The following is a 22,198-nucleotide window of genomic DNA, read 5'->3' on the forward strand; positions in this document are numbered from 1 at the left end:
ATGCAGACCCATTTCACCCTCGCCCAGCTTGCCGATCCGCAGGTCGCCCGGTCGGAGCAGATCCTGCGCAACTGCGTGCATTGCGGCTTCTGCACGGCGACATGCCCGACGTTTGCGTTGCTCGGCGACGAACTCGACAGCCCGCGCGGGCGCATCTACCTCATCAAGGAGATGCTGGAGAACGACCGCCCCGCGGACGAGAAGACGGTCACGCACATCGACCGCTGCCTCTCCTGCCTCTCCTGCATGACCACGTGCCCGTCCGGCGTGCACTACATGCACCTGGTCGACCATGCCCGCGCGCATATCGAGAAGACCTACCGCCGCCCGCTGATGGACCGGCTGGTGCGCGCGATGCTCGCCGCCGTGCTGCCGCGCACCGTACCGTTCCGGCTGGCGCTGTTCGGCGCGCGTCTCGCCCGGCCCTTCGCGGGGCTGATGCCTGCGCGGCTGAGGCCGATGCTGGCCATGGCGCCTGCGCACATCCCGTCGCCATCCCATGTCGACCGGCCGCAGGTCTTCCGGGCGGAGGGAGAACGGCGGATGCGCGTCGCCCTGCTCAACGGTTGCGCGCAGAAGACGCTCGATCCCACGATCAACGAGGCGACGGTGCGCCTTCTGACCCGCCACGGGGTCGAGGTGGTGGTGGCCCGGGGCGCGGGCTGCTGCGGGGCGCTGACCCACCACATGGGCAAGGAAGAGGCCTCGCACGCCTCGGCCGTCGCCAATATCGCGGCCTGGTGGCGCGAGGTCGAAGGTGAGGGGCTCGACCACATCGTCATCAATACCAGCGGCTGCGGCACGACCGTGAAGGACTACGGTCACATGCTGCGCACCGACGCCGAATGGGCGGAGAAGGCAAAGCGCATCTCCGAGATGGCGCTCGACATCACCGAACTGATGGCGCGCGTCGGGCTCGCGCCGAAGGCGGGCGCGGTGCCAAGGCTGCGCGTCGCCTATCATTCCGCCTGCTCGATGCAGCACGGCCAGAAGATCACGCGCGCGCCGATGGAGCTGCTGGAAAAGGCGGGGTTCGAGGTGACGGGCGTGCCCGAAAGCCATCTCTGTTGCGGCTCGGCCGGCACCTACAACCTCCTGCAGCCGGAACTCGCGGGGCAATTGCGCGCGCGCAAGGTGGCGAACATCGAGAGCGTGTCGCCCGATGTGATCTCCGCCGGCAACATCGGCTGCATGGTGCAGATCGCGGGCGGCACTGGGCTTCCCGTGGTGCACACGGTCCACCTGCTCGACTGGGCGAGCGGCGGTCCGGCGCCGGATGGGCTGGACGGTCTGACGCAACGCGCCTGAGCCCGCGCACGCTGCGACACGTCTGCCCTTGGCGCGCCACGATTCCTGCCTATCCTCATATCTCATGAGAGGGTGGCTGGCGATTTTGGCGGTTCTTGTCCTGGCGCTGTCGGCGCCGGCGCACGCGCGCCAGACCGATCCGCGTCTCGACAGCCTGTTCGGCCGCCTGCAGGTCGCCGAGGACGGGCCGCCTGTCGAACGGCTGACCCGCGAGATATGGACCGTCTGGACCGAGAGCGGCAGCCCGACGCTCGACCTCCTGATGAAGCGGGCGCAGATGGCCGTGAACGCGAAGAAGTTCGAAACGGCCATCGCCATCCTCGACACGGTCGTGGAGATCGACCCCGATTATGCCGAGGGATGGAACCGGCGCGCGACCGTGCATTTCCTCGCCGGCGACTATGCCCGCTCCGCCCTCGACATCGAGAAGGTGCTGGACCTCGAACCCCGCCACTTCGGGGCGCTTTCGGGTCTTGGCCAGATCATGGAGCGGATCGGACGGCCCGAGGCAGCACTCGACGCCTATCGCCGCGCGCTGATGGTCAATCCCCACATGCCGCAGGTCAGGTCGCGCGTCGACGACCTGACTCCAGAGGTCGAGGGGCGCGGCATATGAAGCGCCTGCCATGCTGGTAACCCTGTTCGCCGCGCTGGCCATGGTGGGCGGCGGTCTGCTGGCGTGGACGGACCACAGCGCGCGCAAGGCGGTGGAGCAATATCCGCCGCTCGGCCGTTTCGTGGAGGCGGGCGGCGTGCGCCTGCACTATCTCGACCGCGGGGAAGGCCGGCCGGTCGTTCTCCTGCACGGGGCAAGCGGGAACCTGCGGGACTGGACCCAGTCCATTTTCGATGCCGTGGCCGCGAGTCATCGTGCCATCGCCTTCGACCGCCCCGGTCACGGCCACAGCGCCCGGCCGGACGAGGCAGGATGGGATCCCCGCGTACAGGCCCGCCTCGTCCGTGCGGCGCTCGCGTCCATTGGCGTGGAGAAACCGATCCTCGTCGGCCATTCCTGGGCGGGCACCGTTGCGCTCGCCTATGCGCTCGACTACCCGGACGAGGTGGGGGGCGTGCTCTTTCTCGCGGGCGTCTCGCACCCGTGGCCGGGTGGGGTGGGGGCCGACCGCGCCATCGCCACCACGCCGGTTCTGGGGGCGCTCTTTACCAACACGCTCGTCATGCCCGTGGGGCGCGCTGTCGCCGGACGTGCGATCGAGGGTGTGTTCGCGCCGAACCCCGTTCCGCCGGGCTATGCCGAGGGGCTCGGGCTGCCGCTCGTGCTCAGGCCCGAAAGCTACCGCGCCAACGCCGAGGATCTGACGAACCTCAAGCCCATCGTGGCGGAGATGAGCGAACGCTATGGAGAGATCCGCGTGCCCGTCACCCTGCTCGCGGGCGCGGAGGACAAGGTGATCTGGAACAGCCTGCATGCGGACGCGCTGGCCCGCGAGATCGAGGGCGCGCGTCACGTGGTGCTGGACGGCATCGGCCACATGCCGCACCACGCCGCACCCGCGGCCGTGCTGGCGGAGATCGACGCGCTGGCTGCCCGCGTGCGCTAGCCCCAGTGCGCTAGCTCCTGTGCGCTAGTCCGTCACGATCCCGCGGGGGGAACCGACCTGCGCGATCCGCAGGATGTTCGTCGCGCCTGGCGTCCCGAAGGGCACGCCCGCCGTGATGACGATACGCTGGCGCTTCTCCGCAAAGCCCTGGTCCTGCACGATGCGCGAGGCGCGCACCACCATGTCGCGGAAGTTCTCCGCATCGTCGGTCAGCACGCAATGCAGCCCCCAGACAAGGGCGAGGCGGCGCGCCGTCTCCATCAGCGGCGTCAGGCAGACGATGGGCACCGCGGGGCGTTCCCGCGCGGCGCGCAGGCCGGTGGAGCCCGACTTGGTGTAGCAGACGATGGCGGCTGCCCCGATCGTCTCGGCAACCTGGCGGGCTGCGGCGGTGATCGCGTCGGCGCTCGTCGCCTCGGGCGCGGTTTCCAGGCTGTGGATGGCCGAGCGGTAGGCGCTGTCGCCCTCGACCGAGCGTGCGACCCGGTCCATGGTCGACACGGCCTCCACCGGATAGGCTCCGACAGCCGATTCCGCCGACAGCATGACCGCGTCCGCCCCGTCGTAGACCGCGCCCGCGACGTCGGAGACCTCGGCCCGCGTCGGCACCGGGTTCTCGATCATGGATTCGAGCATCTGGGTCGCCACGACCACGGGCTTGCCGGCATGGCGCGCCAGGCGGATCAGCGACTTCTGGATGCCCGGCACCTTTTCGAGCGGCATCTCGACGCCCAGGTCGCCGCGCGCCACCATCAGCCCGTCCGCGACCTCGAGGATCTCGTCGATCCGGGCGACGGCGGCCGGCTTCTCGATCTTCGCCATCAGCGCGGCGCGGCCCGCCGTCAGCTTCTTGGCTTCCGCCACGTCCTCGGGCCGTTGCACGAAGGAGAGCGCGATCCAGTCGACGCCCAGGTTCGCGGCGAAGTCGAGGTCGCGCCGGTCCTTGTCCGACAGCGCGGCCACCGGAAGCACGGCGTCGGGCACGTTCACGCCCTTGTTGTTGGAAATGGGGCCGCCGACGACGATCTCGGTCTCGGCGAAGCCGTCGCCCGCCTCGATCACGCGCAGCCGGATCTTGCCGTCATTGAGCAGCAGGGTGGCGCCTGCTTCCAGCGCCTTGAAGATTTCCGGGTGGGGCAGGGGGAGGCGCCGTGCGTCGCCCGGCGCGGTATCGAGATCGAGGCGCAGGTGCGCGCCTTCCTCCAGCATCGCCTCGCCGGACGCGACCTTGCCGATACGCAGCTTCGGCCCCTGCAGGTCGGCCAGGATGCCGATGGGGTGGCCCTTCTCCGCCTCCACCTGCCGGATCGCGGCGTGCAGCTTCGCCACGCCCTCGTGCGTGCCGTGGCTCATGTTCAGCCGGAAGGCGTCGGCGCCTGCCTCCACCAGCGCGGCGATGGCCTCCGGCGTCGAGGTTGCGGGACCCAGCGTTGCGAGGATCTTCAGGCTACGGCGCCGGTACATGAACAAGCCCCTCCCCGGGCGCGAATCAGTCGATCAGGATCACGCGGACATCATTCACATTCGTCTGCGTCGGTCCCGTGATAACCGCGTCGCCCAGCCGATGAAAGAAGCCGCCGGAATCATTTGCGGTGAGTGCCGCCTTCGCATCGAGCCCCCGCACCTGCGACCGCGCCAGCGTGTCGGGCGTGACGGTGGCACCGGCCACGTCCACGCCATCGGGGCCGGGCGCGCCGTCCGCGCCGTCGCTGTCGCCCGCAAGCGCCCAGATGCCTGCCGCGCCGTCGAGCGCGAGCGCGAGCGCCAGCGCATATTCCCGGTTGGGTCCGCCCGTGCCCTTGCCGCGGATCGTCACGGTCAGCTCACCCCCCGACAGGATCGCACGCCGTGCACCCTTCGCGCGCGCCTCGATTGCCAGGCGTGCGTGCGCGCGCGCCACCTCGCGCGCCTCGCCCTCGATGGCATCGCCCAGCATCTCCACGGCGTAGCCGCTGCGACGCAGGACCTCCGCCGCCGCTTCGAGCGCATCGCCGGGCGTCGCGATCAGCCGGTACTGCGTCCGCGCAAAGGCCGGATCGCCGGGCTTGGCCGTCTCGTTCGCGGGGTCGGCGAGCGCTGCCGTGACGCGCGCTGGCGCATCGATGCCGTGGCGGGCGAGCACCGCGCGCGCGTCCGCGAGCGTCGTGGGGTCGGGCACCGTCGGCCCGGACGCGATGGCCGCCGGATCGTCGCCCGGCACGTCGGAGATCGCGAGCGTCAGCAGCCGCCCCCGGCAGGCCTGCGCCAGCCGCCCGCCCTTGATGCGGGAGAGATGGCGGCGCACCGTGTTGATCTCGGAAATCGTTGCGCCCGACCGCAGCAGCGCGCGCGTTACTGCCTGCTTGTCGGCAAGGCCCAGGCCCCGCGCGGGCGCGGCCAGCAGGGCGGACGCGCCGCCCGACAGCAGGAAGACGATCATGTCTCCGGGGGCAGCGCCCGCGGCTTCCGCCAGCAGGCGGTCAGCGGCGGCCATGCTGGTCGCGTCGGGGACCGGGTGGGCGGCTTCCAGCACCTCGATCCGTTGCGTGGGCAGGCTGTAGCCCGTGCGCGTCACAACGACGCCGCGCGCCTCATCGCCCAGCGCGGCTTCCGCGGCTTGTGCCATCGCCGCCGCCGCCTTGCCCGCGCCGAGGATCAGCAGCCGCCCGTCCTGGGGCGGCGCGGGCAGGTGCGGTGGCAGGCAGGTGCCCGGGTGCGCGCGGCTGACCGCCGCGCGGAACGCGGCTTCGAGGACGGCGCGGGGATCCGTAGGCCCGGGGTCTTTCTGCGCGCGGTCTTGAAGCACGCGGGCGTCTCCGTACATTGCGGGGCAGTGCAGGCGCACCGGTGCGCCCGCCGCCAGTTCCTTGATGCGAGCCCCGCCGCGCGATGTCCAGTACCCACGACGCCCCGACCGCCGAACACGGCCCCGAAATCCTGCGCCCGGACGGGGAGGTGCGGCTGCTGTTCGTCTGCGACCATGCCTCCAACCACATTCCGGAGGATTATGCCCGCCTCGGCCTCGACCCGGCCACGCTGGAGCGGCACGTCGCCTGGGACATCGGCGCGGCGGACGTCGTGCGCGCACTGTCGGCCGCGTTCGGCGCACCGGCCGTGCTCACGCGCTTCTCGCGCCTGCTGATCGACCCGAACCGGGGCGAGGACGACCCGACGCTGGTGATGAAGCTTTCGGACGGCGCGATCGTCCCCGGCAACCGCCACGCGGACGCGGCGGAGGTGGAACGCAGGCTCGCCCGCTTCTACCGGCCCTACGACCGTGCGGTGCGGGCGGCGATCGACCGGGCGCTGGGCGAAGGCGTCCTGCCCGTCATCGTTTCCATCCACTCCTTCACGCCCTGGTGGCGCGGACGCCAGCGGCCCTGGCACTACGGTATCCTGTGGCACGAGGACAGGCGGCTTGCAGGGCCGATGCTCGACCGGCTGCGGCGCGAGCCCATGCTCGTCGTCGGCGAGAACGAGCCCTATGCCGGCCAGTACGAGGGCGACAGCATGGACCGGCACGCGCTGAAACGCAGCCTGCCGCACCTGCTTGTGGAGATCCGGCAGGACCTGATCGGCAATCCCGATGACGCGGCCCGCGTGGCGCACCTGCTGAAACGTGCGCTGAAGGACGTGTTCGCCCAGACGGGCCTCGGGCCCCAGGCGGCCTAGGCGCGCCAACGCCGGGCCTTGGCAGCGTGCCTGCCTTGGGTTACCTCAGACCCCCGAGGGATGCATCTTCCGCGACAGGGAGGACGGAGCGATGGACAAGACCAACCAGACCGAACTGGAGGCGGCAGCCTTCCGCCGGCTCGTCGAGCATCTGCAGGGCCGCACGGACGTGCAGAACATCGACCTGATGAACCTTGCAGGTTTCTGCCGCAACTGCCTGTCGAACTGGTACCAGGAAGCGGCGGCCGACCGCGGCCTCGACGTCAGCAAGGACGCCGCGCGCGAAATGGTCTATGGCATGCCCTACGCGGCGTGGAAGGAGAAGTACCAGACCCCCGCGACGCCGGAGCAGCAGAAGGCCTTCGAGGCCACCCACAAGCATTGATGTGAGGGCGGGGCGTCGCCTGGCCGCCCGCCCGTCCAATGGAGAGTAACGATGGACGACAGCATGATCGCGGCGGGCCAGTTGCGCGCCTTCATCGAGCGGATCGAGCGGCTGGAAGAGGAGAAGGCCGCGATCGCCGCCGACATCAAGGAGGTGTTTGCGGAGGCCAAGGGCAACGGCTTCGACGTGAAGACCATGCGCCAGGTCATCAAGATCCGGAAGATGGACCGCTCGGAAGTGCAGGAGCAGGAGGCGATGCTCGACCTCTATCTCGCCGCGCTCGGCATGGACCGTACGCCGTCGACCCGCGACGCGGACGTGGACGCGGCCTGACGCACCGTCAGCCAGCGGCCTGAAACGGAAAAGGGCGGCCCTGGAGGCCGCCCTTGCCGTGTCCCGGGCGTGCCGGGGTCAGGCGCTCTCGCGGCTTTCGAGCCCGTAGTCGCGGACCTTGCGGTAAAGCGTCGAGCGGCCGATGCCGAGGCGGCGCGCCACCTCCGACATGTGACCGCCATAGCGCCGGATCGCATAGTCGATCATGTCCGCCTCGACCTGGTCGAGCTGGCGCACATGGCCCTCGTTGTCCACGGCCATCACCGTGTCCGACGGGCGCACGGTCACCACGCGCTCCGCCACCGGACCGTCGCCGGACAACTCGGCAGCGCCGGAGGGGACGCTGGTGCGCTGGGCCGACGCGATCTGCGGGAAATCGTCGACGCCGAGCATCGTGCTCTCGGACAGGACGACCGCGCGGAACACCGCGTTTTCGAGCTGACGGACGTTGCCCGGCCAGCGGAAGGCCGTCAGCATCTCCATCGCCTCCGGCGTGATGCCGCGAACCTTCTTGCCTTCCTCGACCGCGAAACGGCTTATGAAGTGCTCGATCAGGTCAGGAATGTCCTCCGCCCGCTCCCGCAGCGGCGGGATGGTCAGCGGGAACACGTTGAGGCGGTAATAGAGATCCTCGCGGAACTTGCCCTCGGCCACCAGTTGCGCGAGGTCCCGATTCGTTGCCGAGATGATCCGTACGTCCACCTTGATCGGCTTGGTGCCGCCGACGCGGTCGATCTCGCTTTCCTGCAGGGCGCGCAGCAGCTTGACCTGCATGTCGAGGCGCAGTTCCCCGATCTCGTCGAGGAACAGCGTGCCGCCGTTTGCTTCCTCGAACTTTCCGGTGTGCCGGTCGGTGGCGCCGGTGAAGGCGCCCTTCTCGTGACCGAACAGGATCGATTCGACGAGGTTTTCGGGGATCGCCCCGCAATTGACGGTGACGAACGGCTTGCCCGCGCGGTCGGAGGAGCCCTGGATGGCGCGTGCGATCACCTCCTTGCCGACACCGGATTCGCCGTCGATCAGCACGGGGATGGACGACTTTGCCGCCCGCTCCGCCAGCTTCAGCACCTGGCGCATCGGCAGCGAGCGCGCGATGAGATCGTTGAAGCCCAGCGTGTTCGACGCCCGGCGCTTCAGCCGCTCCACCTCGCCGCTCAACCGGTTCAGCTTGAGGCAGTTCTCGATGGAAACCTGCAGCCGTTCCGGACTCGCGGGCTTCACGATGAAATCGTTTGCGCCCGCGCGCATCGCCTCGACCACGGTCGTGACGCTTCCATGCGCGGTCAGGACAATCACGGGCAGACCGGGCCGTTCCGGCTTGATCTCCGCCAGCACGGCCATGCCGTTCATGCCGGGCATCACGAGGTCCAGCAGCACAAGATCGACGTCGGCTCCCTTCGGCCCACGCAGATAGTCGAGCGCAGCACGCCCGTCCTGCGCCGTTTCCGTCACGTAGCCCTGCGTGCCCACAACCGATTCCAGCAGGCGCCGCTGTGCCGGATCATCGTCGACGATCAGTATCTTCTGAACCATTGCCAATCCCGCTTCGGCTTGCATGCCCCCCTCGCCCCTTGCGGGCAAGCACGCAACTTCTATTAACCCTACACGCGACCCCGCGTCATCCGCAATACGGAGTCCCAAAATCACACAATCGACGCCGATGCTTAAGGCCACGTTAAGGGCGCGGCAAGAAGGGCTTGCCGCGGTTCGCTTGAAAAAAACACGCGGTGGCGGGGAACCCGGTGTCACGGGAGAGCGTTACACTGTTGCCGGTCGTGACTGTCATGGCTGGCGTGCAGTGTGTCTTTATCGAGACGTTCGCCATCACAGTGTTGCGCCTATGCAACGTCGGCGAGCTTAATGCCTTAAGGGGAGGTCCGCGGTTGCCCTTCGTGCAAGGGCTGTGCGAAGAATGGCGATGCGGGGTTTTATCGGTTCGAAGCCCTGACTTGGTCATGCACACCGGACCTGTGCGGAAATTTACGGAGACGAGGGATGAGGGCAATCTCCCGAGCGATGATGATGGGTGCTTTTCTGGGCCTGGCCGGTTGCGCGGGCCTCGGCGGCACCTTCCATGCAGAAGATTTCATCGGCCAGAACATTCAGGGTTCTGACTTCAACGCCCACCTTGCGCGCGAGTATCAGAGCGTTGCGCGCCTGGAGGCGAAGGAGCACGTGAACTGGTACCAGTCCGGCCTCTACACCAACAAGGGTCTCGCGGCGATGGGCGGCGAGACGGTTCTTCCGTGGGAGCCGGCCGACTTCGGTGTCGGCGGTGACGCGGACGCATGGCGCAACGACCTGCTCGCGGCGCTCGATGCCAACCGGTCCGCGCGTCCGGAGGCTTGCGCCCGCGCCCAGGTGATGTACGACGCCTACCTGCACGCCAGCGACAGCGTCTATCCGCCCACGCCGGCGGAGCGTGCGGAGCAGTTCAAGGACGCGCTCGCGGCCTGCAAGGGCGGTGCACCGGTTGCGGCTCCCGCCGCTCCGAACGCGTTCACCATCTACTTCGGCTTCGACAAGTACAATCTGACGGCGGAAGCCCAGCGCGTCGTGGACAGCATCGTGTCGGCTCTGCGCGGCATGGCTGCGCCGCGCGTCACGGTTGACGGCCACACCGACACAGCCGGCCCGTCGGCTTACAACCTCGGCCTCGGCGACCGCCGTGCCAAGGCTGTGCAGAAGGCCCTGACGGACCGCGGCGTGGGTGCGGGCGCGATCTCGACCGACACGCTCGGCGAGTCGCAGCTGGCCGTTCCGACTGCGGACGGCACGCCTGAGCCGCTCAACCGCCGCGCGGTCATCACGATCAAGTAAGATCGCGGACCGGTTTCGGACCCCCGCACGGGATCCGGAGTGAGATGGAAGGCCCCGCCACCTCGGCGGGGCCTTTCTCTTTTCGCCCCGCGGGCCATATCCCCGGGCAGGGCCTGCCGGGGCCCTCGATGGCAGAATGGCGGAGCGGACAGGCCTCACGATGGAGCAGGACGAGGAGCGCAACAGGCTGGGCGGCAGGGTGCGCCGGTACGCGCGGGTCTCCACCAATGTGGGCGGGCTTGCTGCGCGCTTCGCCGGCAGCCGCCTGCTCGGGATGGACCTCGACCGCGGCCGGCATGCCAGCGAGTTGACGGCAGCTCTGGGCGGGCTGAAGGGCCCCCTGATGAAGGTGGCGCAGCTTCTCGCGACGATTCCCGAGGCCTTGCCGGACGAATATGCGCAGGAGCTTGCCACGCTCCAGTCGAACGCGCCGCCCATGGGCTGGCCGTTCGTGCGCCGCAGGATGTCCGCGGAACTCGGCCCGGACTGGCAGGCGAGATTCGCGCAGTTTGGCCGCGATGCCGTGGCGGCCGCCTCGCTGGGGCAGGTACACAGGGCAACGGCGCACGATGGGCGCCTGCTCGCGGTCAAGCTCCAGTATCCCGAGATGGCCTCTGCGGTAGAGGCCGACCTGCGCCAGCTTTCGGTCATTCTCGCGATCTTCCGCCGCATGGACGGCGCCATCGACCCCTCGCAGATCGGCGAGGAGATCGGGATGCGGCTGCGCGAGGAGCTGGATTACGGCCTGGAACGCCGGCACATGCGGCTCTATCGCAGGATGCTGGCGGACGTGCCGGAGGTGACCGTTCCGGAGCCGGTGGAGAGCCTGTCGACGGGCCGCCTGCTGACCATGGAGTGGCTGGACGGAAAGCCCGTTCTGGACTTCACGGACGCGCCCCAGGAGGCCCGCAATCGCATTGCCGAGGCCATGTTCAAGGCATGGTGGCGGCCCTTCTCGGGGTTCGGCGCGATCCACGGCGACCCGCATCTCGGAAATTACACGGTGCGCGAAGACGGCGGCCTGAACCTTCTGGATTTCGGCTGCATCCGTACCTTCCCGCCGGAGTTCGTCCGCGGCGTCGTGGATCTCTACCGGGCAATCCGCGACGGTGACCGGGCGCTCGCCGTGCACGCCTACGAAACCTGGGGCTTCCGCAACCTCACAGCGGAGATGGTCGACGCGCTGAACATCTGGGCGCGTTTCATCTACGGGCCGATGCTCGAGGACCGGGTGCGAACCATTGCCGACGGTGTGAGCCCCGGGCAATACGGGCGCGCGGAGGCGCAGGAGGTGCATGGCCGCTTGCGCAGGCTGGGCAAGATCACCCCGCCGCGCGAGTTCGTGTTCATGGACCGGGCCGCCATCGGGCTGGGCGCGGTGTTTCTGCGCCTGGGCGCCGAATTGAACTGGCACCGGCTCTTCAACGCGATGATCGGCGATTTCGACACCGGCGGGCTTCGGGACGCGCAGGGGCGTGCGTTCTGCGATGCGGACGTGCCCCTGCCTGCAGCCGCGCACGCCTCGGCCTAGCAGACCGAATTCCTCAGCTGTCCGTACCAGTTCGCTTGCGGGGCGGCGCGGGTTTCGGTATTCCGAGTGTCATTATCGGGGTAATCGTTCGGGACAGGACCGGTATGGCTAAGAAGACCGAGGAGGGGGCGCGCATGGACATTGCAGAGCACGAGCGGACATGGGCCGGATTCGTGACGTTCACGAAATGGGGAACCATTTCGGTCGCGCTCGTGTTGATCCTGATGGCACTGTTCCTTCTCTGAGGGAACGGCGCCGCACTGCCGTGTGCGCTATCGCGGCGGAGATCCATCCGCCGGCCGGGGAGGGGCCATGAAAATCGCAATCCCGAAGGAGACACGGGACAAGGAGCCCCGTGTCGCCGCAACGCCTGAGACCGTGAAGAAATTCATCGGCCTCGGTGCCGAGGTGACGGTCGAGAAGGGCGCCGGAGCGGGCTCGTACATCGCCGACGCGCTCTTCGAGGAAGCGGGTGCGAAGATCGCGGGCACGCACAAGACGTGCGTCTCCGGTGCGGACGTGGTGCTGAAGGTGCGCCGCCCGCAGGAGAAGGAGCTGAAGGACTACAAGTCCGGCACGGTGGTCGCCTGCCTCCTCAATCCCTACAACGATCCGGACACGATGAAGGCCTGCGCGGACGCGGGCCTTACCGTCTTCGCCATGGAATTCATTCCGCGCATCACGCGCGCGCAGTCGATGGATGTGCTGTCGAGCCAGGCGAACCTCGCGGGCTACCGCGCGGTGGTCGAGGCGGCGGCGCTGTTCGAGAAGGCCATGCCGATGATGATGACCGCCGCGGGCACCGTCGCCCCCGCCAAGGCCTTCGTGATGGGCGCGGGCGTCGCGGGCCTGCAGGCGATCGCCACGGCAAGGCGTCTCGGCGCGGTCGTGACCGCGACCGACGTGCGCCCAGCCGCGAAGGAGCAGGTCGAATCGCTGGGCGCCAAGTTCATCGCGGTCGAGGACGAGGAATTCAAGCAGGCCGAGACCGCGGGCGGCTACGCCAAGGAGATGTCGGAAGAGTACCGCAAGAAGCAGGCGGAGCTTGTGGCAAGCCATGTCGCCAAGCAGGACATGGTCATCACCACGGCGCTCATTCCCGGCCGCCCGGCACCGGTCCTCGTGACCGAGGAGATGGTGAAGGCGATGCGCCCCGGCTCCGTCATCGTCGACCTGGCGGTCGAGCAGGGCGGCAATTGCCCGCTGTCGAAGCCCGACGAGGTTGTCGAGGCGCATGGCGTGCGCATCGTCGGCTATCCCAACATGGCGGGCCGCATCGCGGTCGATGCCTCGGCGCTCTATGCGCGCAACCTTCTGAACTTCCTGACGCCGATGATCGACAAGGAGAAGGGCGCGCTCGCCATCGACTGGGATGACGACATCGTGAAAGGCACGCTGATCGCCCGCGACGGTGCGGTCGTGCATCCGAACTTCGCGAAATCCGGCTGAGGCCAGGGGGGACAACCATGGCGCAGGACCTGAACGCAGCACTGGAGACGGCCCGGGCGGCGCGCGACGCGCTCGACGCTGCCATCGCGCAGGCCGCCGAGACGGCACAGGCGATGGAAGGCACGGCGGGCGCGGTCGCAGATGCCGCCGGCCACGCGACAGGCATCGACCCGTTCATCTTCCGCATCGCGATCTTCGTGCTGGCGATCTTCGTCGGCTACTACGTGGTGTGGAGCGTGACGCCCGCACTGCACACGCCGCTGATGTCGGTGACCAACGCGATCTCCTCGGTGATCGTGGTCGGTGCACTTCTGGCCGTGGGCGTGTCGCTCGGCGACGTGACGAGCGAGAGCGCCGGCTGGGGCGCGAAGATCCTGGGGTTCCTCGCGCTCGTCATGGCGAGCGTGAATATCTTCGGGGGCTTCCTCGTCACCCAGCGGATGCTGGCCATGTACAAGAAGAAGACCTGAAGGGGGCTAGAGAGACATGTCAGCCAATCTCGCGGCCCTTCTCTACCTGGTTTCCGGGGTCCTGTTCATCCTTGCGCTGCGCGGCCTGTCGCATCCGACGACCTCGCAGCGGGGCAACCGCATGGGCATGGTCGGCATGGCCATTGCCGTCGTCACGACGCTGTTCGTGGCGGCGCCATCGGACCTGACCTCCTGGGTGCTGATTCTCGCCGGCATCGCCATCGGCGGCGGCATCGGCGCGAAGATCGCGCGCGACGTGCCGATGACGAGCATGCCGCAGCTCGTCGCGGCCTTCCACTCCCTGGTCGGCATGGCCGCGGTGTTCGTGGCGGCGGCCGCGCTCTATGCGCCGGAAGCGTTCGGCATCGGCACGCTCGGCAACATCAAGACGGCGAGCCTGATCGAGATGGCCCTCGGGGCCGCGATCGGCGCGATCACCTTCTCCGGCTCGATCATCGCGTTTCTGAAGCTCGACGGGCGCATGTCGGGAAAGCCGATCACCTTCCCGAACCAGCACCTGGTGAACCTCGCGCTCGGCATTGCGCTGGTCGTGCTCATCATCTGGTTCACGGCGACGGACAGCGCGCTTGCGTTCTGGCTGCTGGCGCTGCTCGCCTTCGCCATCGGCGTGCTGATCATCATCCCGATCGGCGGCGCGGACATGCCGGTCGTCGTGTCGATGCTCAACTCCTACTCGGGCTGGGCCGCGGCGGGCATCGGCTTCACGCTGGAAAACACGGCGCTGATCATCACGGGCGCGCTGGTGGGCTCGTCGGGCGCGATTCTCAGCTACATCATGTGCAAGGGCATGAACCGCTCCTTCTTCTCCGTCATCCTCGGCGGCTTCGGCGGGGAGACTGTGGCGGCTGCAGCCGGCGAGGTTGAGCAGCGCCCGGTGAAGCAGGGCTCGGCGGAAGACGCGGCCTTCGTGATGAAGAACGCCTCCAAGGTCATCATCGTGCCGGGCTATGGCATGGCGGTGGCGCAGGCCCAGCACGCGGTGCGCGAGATGGCCGACCTGCTGAAGGAGGCGGGCGTCGAGGTGAAGTACGCCATCCATCCCGTCGCGGGCCGCATGCCCGGCCACATGAACGTTCTGCTGGCCGAGGCGCAGGTGCCCTATGACGAGGTGTTCGAGCTGGAGGACATCAATTCGGAGTTCTCCGACGCCGACGTTGCCTTCGTGATAGGTGCCAACGACGTGACCAACCCGGCGGCCAAGACCGACAAGTCCTCGCCGATCTACGGCATGCCGGTGCTCGACGTGGAGAAGGCGCGCACCGTCCTCTTCGTGAAGCGCGGTATGGGCTCGGGCTATGCAGGCGTGGAGAACGAGCTGTTCTTCCGCGACAACACGATGATGCTGTTTGCCGACGCCAAGAAGATGGTGGAGGCGATCGTCCGCGACCTCTGACCCGCGGCGAAAGCGCACAGCCACGCGAAACGCCGGGCCTGGGAGCGATCCAGGGCCCGGCGTTCTGCGTAGGAACCTTCCGAACGAGAACACAACGAACGGGAGTGGATGCAATGTTTCTCACCGGATGGGCCGGATCGGCCGCGGGTGCATGGGCCGCCGTGGGCCTCGTGGTCACGGGCCTTCTCAGCGCCGCTGTCGTCGGGCTGGTGCTCACCGGCCCGCTCGAAGCGGCACATGGGGGGGTGGAGCAGGACGCGGCGGGGGTGCCTGCTGCCGCGTCCTCCGATCCCTGGAGCCATTTCGAGTGACCCGATGGGCACAAGGGGCGGAAATGAAAAAGGCCAGCGCAAGCTGGCCTTTGACGTTTTCAGTGAAGGAGCGTTCCGGCGCGCGCGCCGGGCCCGGCCTTAGAGCAGACCTTCGCGCTGCGCCCGCTTCCGCGCCAGCTTCCGCGCCCGGCGGACAGCCTCGGCCTTTTCACGGGCCCGCTTTTCCGACGGCTTCTCGTAATGATTGCGGAGCTTCATCTCGCGGAAGATGCCCTCACGCTGCATTTTCTTCTTCAGCGCCTTGAGAGCCTGGTCGACGTTGTTGTCGCGAACGATGACTTGCACGTTGTTTCCTTCACCCGCCTTTCTGTACGTGGGCGCGGCTTATAGCAAAGGCGGAACGGCCTGTCCACATGCTGCGTGCGGAGCGGGAGAGGCAATCCGCCGCTTTTCCTCGCGCTCCCGGCGGCCTAGTGTTCACCCCATCGAGTGTCCCCGGCGCCCGGGGGAGGAGAGACGATGACCGACCCGCACCTCGACGTGAAGCGCGCGATTCTCGCCGCCGCCGTGGCCCACGCAGGCTTCGACGGCTGGACCGATGCGACCTTGTGCGCCGCGGCCGCAGAAGCCGGCGTGAGCGCTGGCCGGGCGCGGCTCGCCTTTCCGGCGGGTGCGCCCGATCTCGTGGCCTTCTATGTCGCGGAGGCCGACCGGCGCATGGTCGAGGCGTTGCGGGAAAAGGACTTGCCCACGATGAAGATCCGGGAGCGGATCACGACCGCCATCCGGACGCGGCTGGAGCAGGCGGAGGGAGAACGGGACGCGGTGCGCCGGGCGGCCGCGCTCTTGGCCCTGCCGCAGAACGCGGGGCTGTCGCTGCGCTCGCTCTATGGCACCGTGGACGCCATGTGGCGCGCGGCGGGCGACGCCTCCACCGACCACAATTTCTACACCAAGCGCCTGACGCTGGCGGCCGTCTATTCGTCCGTGCTGCTCTACTGGCTGGGCGACGACAGCGAGGGGCGGCAGGCGACCTGGGCCTTCCTCGACCGGCGCATCCAGAACGTCATGGACTTCGAGAAGTTCAAGGCGCGCCTGCCCGATCTCGGCGGCGTGGCCGAGGCGCCGCTGCGCCTCCTGGGCGCGCTGCGCTATGCCGGGGCCGCGCGCCGTCCCGTGCGGTCGGTCGTACCCCGGCCCGGCGCGCGTCGCTGACCGGAGCGCTTGCGCGCTACCAGCCCAGCGCGGCGAGCAGCACGGCGACCGTCATGTAGATCAGGATCAGCACGCCGACGGTCCAGAAGGTCGCGCGCACGTCATGGGTCTGCGCCGTCGCATAGGCGGCGAAGTGCAGCAGCCGCGAGGCCACATAGCCATAGAGCACCACCTGCGCCATCAGCAGCGACGGCCCGGTCAGCACGTAGAGAAATCCCGCCACGAGGAAGAACGGCACGTTCTCGAGGTCGTTCATGTGGATGCGCCGCATACGCTCCACCCGCTCGTCCGGGGCAAGCTGCTTCGGGTCCGGTGCCGGGTTCAGCGGGGTCTTGCGCAGATCCTCCGGCGCCCGGTAGCCGCCCTTCACCTGCATCATGCGCAGGACAGTCAGCCAGGCCATCGCAAGCGTCTTGAGAATCATCAGCGCCGCGGCGATCGCATAGGTCGCGAACACCGGGTCGTCCAGGCTGAACTGTGTCATCGCGGTATACCCCCCTCGCCCCCTGATGGAGCCGGGGCAGGATAGCACCTTTCGGCTCTAGCCTTGTCGCGCTCCGGACGAGGGTCCCGTCAGGCGCGTGACATGCCCCATCTTGCGGCCCGCACGCGCCTCCGCCTTGCCATAGAGGTGCAGCGCCGCGCCGGGTTCCGCCACGATCTCGCGCCAGGCGTGCGCCTCGTTCCCGATCAGGTTGGTCATCACCGCGCCCGAATGGCGGGCGGGCGACCCCAGCGGCCAGCCGCAGACGGCGCGGACATGCTGCTCGAACTGGCTGACGGCGCAAGCCTCCAGCGTCCAGTGGCCGGAGTTGTGGACGCGCGGCGCGATCTCGTTGACCAGCAGGCCGCCGTCGCGGGCCACGAACATCTCCACGCCCATGACGCCCACATAGTCGAGCGCGGTTGCGATGGCCTCCGCCATGCGCACCGCCTCCGCCGCCTGCGCGGTCGTCAGCGCCGACGGCACGGTCGAGGTGTGTAGGATGTGGTTGCGGTGGACGTTCTCCACGGGGTCATAGGCCGCCACCGCGCCGTCCACGCCCCGCGCGACGATCACGGAGACCTCGCGCGCGAAGTCGACGAAGCCCTCGAGGATTGCGGGCGCGGACCCGATCTCCCGCATCGCGGCGTCGAATGCAGCCGGATCGCTTGCGCTGAGCTTCGCCTGCCCCTTGCCGTCGTAGCCGAACTGCCGGGTCTTCAGGATCGCCGGCGTGCCGATCAGCGCGGCTGCCCGCGCCAGGTCCATCGGCTTGTCGACGGCCTGAAAGGGGGCCGTCCCGATGCCGAGACCGTTGACGAAGGTCTTTTCGTTCAACCGGTCGCGGGCGATGGCGAAGGCACGCGCGCCAGGCCGTACCGGGACGATGGGCGCGAGCGCATCGAGCGCGGCGTCGGGCACGTTCTCGAACTCGACCGTCACCACGTCGGCGGCATCGGCCAATGCGTCGAGCGCCTCGCGGTCGGTGTAGTCCCCGCGGATATGGCGGCATACCTGGCCTGCGGGGGGATCGGCCTCGGGCGCCAGCACGACCGCGCGGATGCCGAGGCGGGCGGCCGCCAGTGCGATCATGCGGCCCAGCTGTCCGCCGCCGAGGATCCCGAGGGTGCCGCCGGGCGGGACCGGCGCCGTATCATGCCTCATCGCTGGGCGCCTCCGCGACCGCCGCCGTCCGCTCCGCCCGCCATTGCGCGAGCCGGGCCCCGACCTCCGCGTTGCCGAGCGCGACGATGGAGGCCGCCATCAGCCCCGCATTGGTCGCGCCCGCAGCCCCGATGGCCAGCGTGCCGACCGGCACGCCCGCGGGCATCTGGACGATGGAGAGCAGGCTGTCGAGACCGGAGAGCGTCCGGCTCTGCACCGGCACGCCGAGGACGGGGAGCGTGGTCAGGCTCGCCACCATGCCGGGCAGGTGGGCGGCGCCACCCGCGCCCGCTACGATCACCTTGAGGCCGCGCGCCTGTGCCGATTTCGCGTAGTCATAGAGCCGTTCGGGCGTGCGGTGTGCGGAGACGATGCGGATCTCGTGCGCGACGCCCAGTTCGGCGAGCACGTCGGAAGCCGCCTTCATCGTCGTCCAGTCGGACTGCGAGCCCATGATGACGCCGACGTCGATGCTGGCCGCGGTCATGGCGTGTTCCCCTCTGGCACCGGCGTGTGCAGGCCCGCCACGGCCCCGATCGCCCGGAAAGCGCGGGAGTATAGGGGCAGAGGCGCGGTGTGCAAGGGGCTGGCGGATGCGCGGGCCGTGCGGGGAGTGCTCAGGCGATGATGTCCGGCGTGATCTGGTCCTCGATGCGCACGATCTCGTCGCGCAGCATCAGCTTGCGCTTCTTCAGGCGCCGGATCTGAAGCTCGTCGCGCAGGCTTGCCGTCTCCAGCGCACGGATCGCATCGTCGAGGTCGCGGTGCTCCTGTTTCACGATTTCGAGGCGGGCCCTCAGCACGTCCTGTTCGTCCATGATTCTTCCCGCAAAAGCCTCCACCCCACGCGCCCTTAGTGCTAGCCCGGAACGCTCCGCGCGTCCATCATCTCCCGCGTGCATCAGGGTTTTCCGGCACGGGGGAGGAGGCAGCATGGAGATACCGGAAGGGACGCTGTGGCGCTTTGCGGTGGCGCTCTACGGCCAGCCGGGCGTAGCCGACGATTGCCTTGCCCTGCAGGACCGGTACGGGGCCGCGGTCACGGTGATCCTCTGGCTCGCGTGGGCGTGGGCGGAAGCGCGCCCGGTGCCGGTGGGGGAGGCGCGGGGCGATCTGCTCGCGCGAATTGGCGCCTGGCGGGCCGTCGCGACGGACCCCTTGCGCGCTGTGCGCCGCGCGATGAAACCGCACGAGGACGACCTGCCCCTTGGGGCCGAGGCGCGCGCGGCGGTCAAGGCGGCGGAGCTTGCCTGCGAGCGGGCCGAGCTTGCGCTGCTCGAAGCCGGGACGGGCAGCAGCGGGCGGACCTTCGCGACACTGGAGGAGGCTGTGGCCGCGGCGCGCGCCACCCTGCCGCAGGACGGCGGTGGTGCGGAAGACCTCCTGCGGCGGATCTTCGTCGCGGCCGCCCATGCCCGATAGCGGCGGTCAGTCCTTCCGCGGCCCCTTGCGCCTGCCCTTGGTCAGGTCCTCGCCCCACCGCTTCACGTCCGGCACGGCGATGCCGAAGAGGTCGAGCGCGCGTCCGGCAGCCTGCGTCACGACCTCGTCCATCGTCTCGAGCCCCGCATAGAAGGCCGGCACGGGGGGCGCCACCACGGCGCCCATCTCGGTTACCGCGACCATGTTGCGCAGGTGGCCGAGATGCAGCGGCGTCTCCCGCGCCACGAGGACGAGGCGGCGGCGCTCCTTCAGCGTCACGTCGGCGGCGCGGGTCAGCAGGTTCGAGGTCACGCCGGTGGCGATCTCCGCCAGCGTGCGCATGGAGCAGGGGGCGACGATCATGCCCATGGTCGCAAACGAACCCGAGGCGAGCGCCGCACCCACGTCCTCCACCTTGTAGACGGTGTGGGCAAGCGCATGAACGTCCGCCGGCTTGCGGCCGGTCTCGTACCCGATGGTCATGTCGGCTGCATGGGTCGTGACGAGGTGCGCCTCGACCCCTGCGTGGGCCAGCATTTCAAGCACCCGCACGCCGATCGCCACGCCCGATGCGCCAGAGATACCGACGATCAATCTTTTGCCGTTCATGATGGGCAACCTCACTGGCGGGAGTCCGTATCCATGCCCATTTCCAATCGAGGGCATGTGGTGCTCTACTGGTTACATCAGCAATGGGAGGCATATCATGAGCCTGGAGTCGCACATCCATCAGCTTTCCCGCAAGCACGCCGAACTGGAGCGTTGCCTCGCCGAGGAGGAGAACCGCCCGGCGGCCGATACCCGGCGCATTGCGGAGATCAAGCGTGAGAAGCTGCGGCTGAAGGACGAGATTGCCCGCCTGACGCATCACTGAGGCTTTCGGGCGCAATGCCGGGCCCCACAGATTGGGGCTCGGCAAGCCCGCCTGCGATCGCGTAGCATCCCCCCGCTGACGGCTAACCGGACACGGGGAAAACAGCATCATGTCGCTCAAGGATCATGCCGCGATCGTCACCGGCGGCGCGAAGGGGATAGGCCGCGCCATCGTCGAGCGATTCGCCCGCGACGGCGCACGGCTCGTCATCGCGGACACGGACGAGGGCGCAGGCGAAAAGCTGCGCGAGGAAATCGTCGAGGCGGGCGGAGAGGCGATTTTCATCGATTGCGACGTTTCGGACCGGCTGGATGTCCACAATCTCGTGGCGGCCGCGATCGACGCCTATGGCCGCATCGACACGCTCGTGAACAACGCCGGGATCATCGCCGGGGCCGACTTCCTCGACTACAAGGAAGATGATTTCGACCGGGTGCTGGCGGTCAACCTGAAGGGCCCCTTCCTCGTCGGCCAGGCGGTCGCCCGCCAGATGGTCAAGCAGATCGCGGAGGAGGAAACGAAGCCCCGCGACGTACGCGCGGCCATCGTCAACATGTCCTCGGTCAACGCGGTTCTGGCGATCCCGAACCAGCTCGCCTATGTGACTTCGAAGGGCGGGCTGAACCAGATGACCAAGGTCATGGCGCTGTCGCTCGCGCCGCATGGCATCCGGGTCAACGCGATCGGGCCGGGCTCGATCCAGACCGACGTGCTGAAGGCGGTGATGGGGGACGAGGCCGCCAAGCGGAAGATCCTGTCGCGCACGCCCATCGGGCGCATCGGCCAGCCGGAGGAGATCGCGGAACTGGCGGCCTTCCTCGCATCGCCGGCGGCAAGTTATCTCACGGGCACCTGCATCTATGCCGACGGCGGACGGATGGGCCTCAATTATCTCATGCCGACCGACGAGGAGTAGGCGCGCTTGCGCGACGGACGTGGCGGGCGGGAGCCATCTCCCCTCTGGCTGAAGGCGAGCCCGGTCATCTTCCTGCTGATCTGGTCGGGCGGCTTCGGCTTTGCGAAGATGGGGCTGGAACATGCAGAGCCCCTGACCCTTCTGGCGCTGCGCTACGCGCTGGTGCTGGCGGTGCTGGCGCCCGCTGCCCTGCTGTTGCGCCCCCCGCTGCCGCCGAGCAGGGCAGTGTGGGGGCACCTCGCCGTGGTCGGCGTGCTCTTCCAGACCGTCTACTTCGGCCTGTGCTATGTCGCCATGAAATCCGGACTGTCGGCGGGCGGCATCGCGATGATCGTCTCCATGCAGCCGATCCTCGTTGCCATCCTCGCGCCACGGCTGACTGGCGAGGTGGTGACGCTGCGGCGGTGGGCGGGCCTCGGCCTCGGCCTTGCCGGCGCGGCGCTGGTCATCGGCGTGCGCAACGAGCTTTCGGCCGAATCGCTCCTCGGTCCTGCGCTGGCTGGCATCGCGGTCTTCGCAATCGCGGGCGCGACGCTCTATGAGCGCCGGTTCGGCGTCACCTGCCACCCGGTCACCTCCAACGCGGTGCAGTACGCCGCAGGCTTCGCCACGACGCTGCCGCTCGCGCTTGCCATGGAGAACCTGCACGTCGACTGGACGTGGGAGCTTGGCATCGCGCTCGTCTATCTCGTGGTCGGCAATTCGCTGGTGGCGCTGACGCTGCTGCTGGCGATGATCCGGCGCGGCGAGGCGGCGCAGGTCTCCAGCCTGTTCTTCATGGTGCCGCCGGTCAGCGCGCTGATCGCCTGGCTCGTGATCGGCGAGGTCATGCCGCCGGTTGCCTGGGCGGGGCTGGCGCTTGCAGCGGCGGGCGTCGCCATCGCGGGGCCGGCGGGGAGCCGTATGCGCCGTTCGTGATGGCCTGAAA

27 protein-coding genes are annotated in these 22,198 nt (G+C 68.7%); 18 read left to right on the plus strand and 9 right to left on the minus strand.

Annotation, left to right across the window (positions count from 1 at the left end):
* The 3 genes from glcF (at position 1) to NJQ99_RS00280 (ending at position 2,870) form a co-directional block, all read left to right on the plus strand.
* The gene (gene glcF, locus NJQ99_RS00270) at positions 1-1,308 is read left to right on the plus strand and encodes a glycolate oxidase subunit GlcF (protein WP_269330804.1); all 1,308 of its coding nucleotides are present in this window, start codon (positions 1-3) and stop codon (positions 1,306-1,308) included.
* Between the two features lie 85 nt (positions 1,309-1,393).
* Entirely contained in the window at positions 1,394-1,924 is a 531-nt protein-coding gene (locus NJQ99_RS00275; RefSeq protein WP_269330805.1) for a tetratricopeptide repeat protein, read from the plus strand.
* Between the two features lie 10 nt (positions 1,925-1,934).
* A complete protein-coding gene (locus NJQ99_RS00280; RefSeq protein ID WP_269330806.1) occupies positions 1,935-2,870 on the plus strand; it encodes an alpha/beta fold hydrolase in 936 nt (311 codons plus the stop codon).
* A 24-nt stretch (positions 2,871-2,894) separates the two neighbouring features.
* Here the strand turns inward: NJQ99_RS00280 and pyk are convergent, their stop codons facing one another.
* Complete coding sequence (gene pyk, locus NJQ99_RS00285; protein WP_269330807.1) at positions 2,895-4,334, minus strand: pyruvate kinase; 1,440 nt, start codon at positions 4,332-4,334, stop codon at positions 2,895-2,897.
* A 25-nt stretch (positions 4,335-4,359) separates the two neighbouring features.
* On the minus strand, positions 4,360-5,673 hold the full coding sequence (locus NJQ99_RS00290) for a glycerate kinase type-2 family protein (RefSeq protein WP_407933345.1): 1,314 nt from the start codon (positions 5,671-5,673) through the stop codon (positions 4,360-4,362).
* Between the two features lie 65 nt (positions 5,674-5,738).
* On the opposite strand from NJQ99_RS00290, the gene NJQ99_RS00295 reads away from it, so the two are divergent.
* The 3 genes from NJQ99_RS00295 to NJQ99_RS00305 all read left to right on the plus strand — a co-directional run bounded on the left by NJQ99_RS00295 (position 5,739) and on the right by NJQ99_RS00305 (position 7,239).
* Complete coding sequence (locus NJQ99_RS00295; RefSeq protein ID WP_269330809.1) at positions 5,739-6,521, plus strand: N-formylglutamate amidohydrolase; 783 nt, start codon at positions 5,739-5,741, stop codon at positions 6,519-6,521.
* 91 nt (positions 6,522-6,612) lie between these two features.
* The gene (locus NJQ99_RS00300; RefSeq protein ID WP_269330810.1) at positions 6,613-6,906 is read left to right on the plus strand and encodes a DUF1244 domain-containing protein; all 294 of its coding nucleotides are present in this window, start codon (positions 6,613-6,615) and stop codon (positions 6,904-6,906) included.
* Positions 6,907-6,957: 51 nt separating this feature from the next.
* Positions 6,958-7,239, plus strand: coding sequence for a DUF2312 domain-containing protein (locus NJQ99_RS00305; RefSeq protein WP_269330811.1), 282 nt, complete (start codon positions 6,958-6,960; stop codon positions 7,237-7,239).
* A 78-nt stretch (positions 7,240-7,317) separates the two neighbouring features.
* On the opposite strand, the gene NJQ99_RS00310 is transcribed toward NJQ99_RS00305, so the two are convergent.
* Positions 7,318-8,772 (minus strand): sigma-54-dependent transcriptional regulator, encoded by a 1,455-nt coding sequence (locus tag NJQ99_RS00310; RefSeq protein WP_269330812.1) that lies wholly within the window; start codon positions 8,770-8,772, stop codon positions 7,318-7,320.
* 462 nt (positions 8,773-9,234) lie between these two features.
* Here NJQ99_RS00310 and NJQ99_RS00315 point away from each other — a divergent pair, with 462 nt between their 5' ends.
* From NJQ99_RS00315 to NJQ99_RS00345, 7 genes are all read left to right on the plus strand, one after another.
* Positions 9,235-10,059 (plus strand): OmpA family protein, encoded by an 825-nt coding sequence (locus NJQ99_RS00315; protein WP_269330813.1) that lies wholly within the window; start codon positions 9,235-9,237, stop codon positions 10,057-10,059.
* A 136-nt stretch (positions 10,060-10,195) separates the two neighbouring features.
* A complete protein-coding gene (locus tag NJQ99_RS00320; RefSeq protein ID WP_269330814.1) occupies positions 10,196-11,590 on the plus strand; it encodes an ABC1 kinase family protein in 1,395 nt (464 codons plus the stop codon).
* A 104-nt stretch (positions 11,591-11,694) separates the two neighbouring features.
* On the plus strand, positions 11,695-11,835 hold the full coding sequence (locus tag NJQ99_RS00325) for an aa3-type cytochrome c oxidase subunit IV (protein WP_269330815.1): 141 nt from the start codon (positions 11,695-11,697) through the stop codon (positions 11,833-11,835).
* Between the two features lie 67 nt (positions 11,836-11,902).
* Complete coding sequence (locus tag NJQ99_RS00330) at positions 11,903-13,039, plus strand: Re/Si-specific NAD(P)(+) transhydrogenase subunit alpha (protein WP_269330816.1); 1,137 nt, start codon at positions 11,903-11,905, stop codon at positions 13,037-13,039.
* Positions 13,040-13,056: 17 nt separating this feature from the next.
* The gene (locus NJQ99_RS16325) at positions 13,057-13,509 is read left to right on the plus strand and encodes a proton-translocating transhydrogenase family protein (protein ID WP_269330817.1); all 453 of its coding nucleotides are present in this window, start codon (positions 13,057-13,059) and stop codon (positions 13,507-13,509) included.
* Positions 13,510-13,525: 16 nt separating this feature from the next.
* A complete protein-coding gene (locus NJQ99_RS00340; protein ID WP_269330818.1) occupies positions 13,526-14,923 on the plus strand; it encodes an NAD(P)(+) transhydrogenase (Re/Si-specific) subunit beta in 1,398 nt (465 codons plus the stop codon).
* 113 nt (positions 14,924-15,036) lie between these two features.
* Positions 15,037-15,234, plus strand: coding sequence for a hypothetical protein (locus tag NJQ99_RS00345; RefSeq protein WP_269330819.1), 198 nt, complete (start codon positions 15,037-15,039; stop codon positions 15,232-15,234).
* A gap of 99 nt (positions 15,235-15,333) precedes the next feature.
* Here the strand turns inward: NJQ99_RS00345 and rpsU are convergent, their stop codons facing one another.
* Positions 15,334-15,540 (minus strand): 30S ribosomal protein S21, encoded by a 207-nt coding sequence (gene rpsU, locus NJQ99_RS00350; protein WP_269330820.1) that lies wholly within the window; start codon positions 15,538-15,540, stop codon positions 15,334-15,336.
* A 174-nt stretch (positions 15,541-15,714) separates the two neighbouring features.
* Between rpsU and NJQ99_RS00355 the strand changes: the two genes are divergently transcribed.
* Complete coding sequence (locus tag NJQ99_RS00355; RefSeq protein WP_269330821.1) at positions 15,715-16,410, plus strand: COQ9 family protein; 696 nt, start codon at positions 15,715-15,717, stop codon at positions 16,408-16,410.
* A gap of 16 nt (positions 16,411-16,426) precedes the next feature.
* On the opposite strand, the gene NJQ99_RS00360 is transcribed toward NJQ99_RS00355, so the two are convergent.
* The 4 genes from NJQ99_RS00360 to NJQ99_RS00375 all read right to left on the minus strand — a co-directional run bounded on the left by NJQ99_RS00360 (position 16,427) and on the right by NJQ99_RS00375 (position 18,876).
* Entirely contained in the window at positions 16,427-16,894 is a 468-nt protein-coding gene (locus NJQ99_RS00360) for an MAPEG family protein (RefSeq protein WP_269330822.1), read from the minus strand.
* 57 nt (positions 16,895-16,951) lie between these two features.
* Positions 16,952-18,058, minus strand: coding sequence for a 5-(carboxyamino)imidazole ribonucleotide synthase (locus NJQ99_RS00365; RefSeq protein ID WP_269330823.1), 1,107 nt, complete (start codon positions 18,056-18,058; stop codon positions 16,952-16,954).
* Complete coding sequence (gene purE / locus NJQ99_RS00370; RefSeq protein ID WP_269330824.1) at positions 18,048-18,545, minus strand: 5-(carboxyamino)imidazole ribonucleotide mutase; 498 nt, start codon at positions 18,543-18,545, stop codon at positions 18,048-18,050. Before purE ends, NJQ99_RS00365 begins: the two co-directional genes overlap by 11 nt.
* A gap of 130 nt (positions 18,546-18,675) precedes the next feature.
* The gene (locus tag NJQ99_RS00375) at positions 18,676-18,876 is read right to left on the minus strand and encodes a YdcH family protein (RefSeq protein WP_269330825.1); all 201 of its coding nucleotides are present in this window, start codon (positions 18,874-18,876) and stop codon (positions 18,676-18,678) included.
* Positions 18,877-18,991: 115 nt separating this feature from the next.
* On the opposite strand from NJQ99_RS00375, the gene NJQ99_RS00380 reads away from it, so the two are divergent.
* Positions 18,992-19,480, plus strand: coding sequence for a TIGR02444 family protein (locus NJQ99_RS00380; RefSeq protein ID WP_269330826.1), 489 nt, complete (start codon positions 18,992-18,994; stop codon positions 19,478-19,480).
* A 6-nt stretch (positions 19,481-19,486) separates the two neighbouring features.
* Here the strand turns inward: NJQ99_RS00380 and NJQ99_RS00385 are convergent, their stop codons facing one another.
* Positions 19,487-20,089, minus strand: a complete 603-nt coding sequence (locus NJQ99_RS00385) for a UbiX family flavin prenyltransferase (RefSeq protein WP_269330827.1) — start codon at positions 20,087-20,089, stop codon at positions 19,487-19,489.
* Positions 20,090-20,186: 97 nt separating this feature from the next.
* Between NJQ99_RS00385 and NJQ99_RS00390 the strand changes: the two genes are divergently transcribed.
* From NJQ99_RS00390 to NJQ99_RS00400, 3 genes are all read left to right on the plus strand, one after another.
* Positions 20,187-20,354: a YdcH family protein gene (locus NJQ99_RS00390; RefSeq protein ID WP_269330828.1), complete on the plus strand. Its 168-nt coding sequence runs from the start codon at positions 20,187-20,189 to the stop codon at positions 20,352-20,354.
* 109 nt (positions 20,355-20,463) lie between these two features.
* Positions 20,464-21,270, plus strand: coding sequence for an SDR family NAD(P)-dependent oxidoreductase (locus NJQ99_RS00395; RefSeq protein ID WP_269330829.1), 807 nt, complete (start codon positions 20,464-20,466; stop codon positions 21,268-21,270).
* Positions 21,271-21,276: 6 nt separating this feature from the next.
* Positions 21,277-22,188 (plus strand): DMT family transporter, encoded by a 912-nt coding sequence (locus NJQ99_RS00400; protein ID WP_269330830.1) that lies wholly within the window; start codon positions 21,277-21,279, stop codon positions 22,186-22,188.
* The last annotated feature ends 10 nt before the right edge of the window (positions 22,189-22,198 follow it).

Origin of the sequence: Futiania mangrovi (assembly GCF_024158125.1) — a bacterium.
GTDB classification, from domain to species: Bacteria; Pseudomonadota; Alphaproteobacteria; order Futianiales; family Futianiaceae; genus Futiania; species Futiania mangrovi.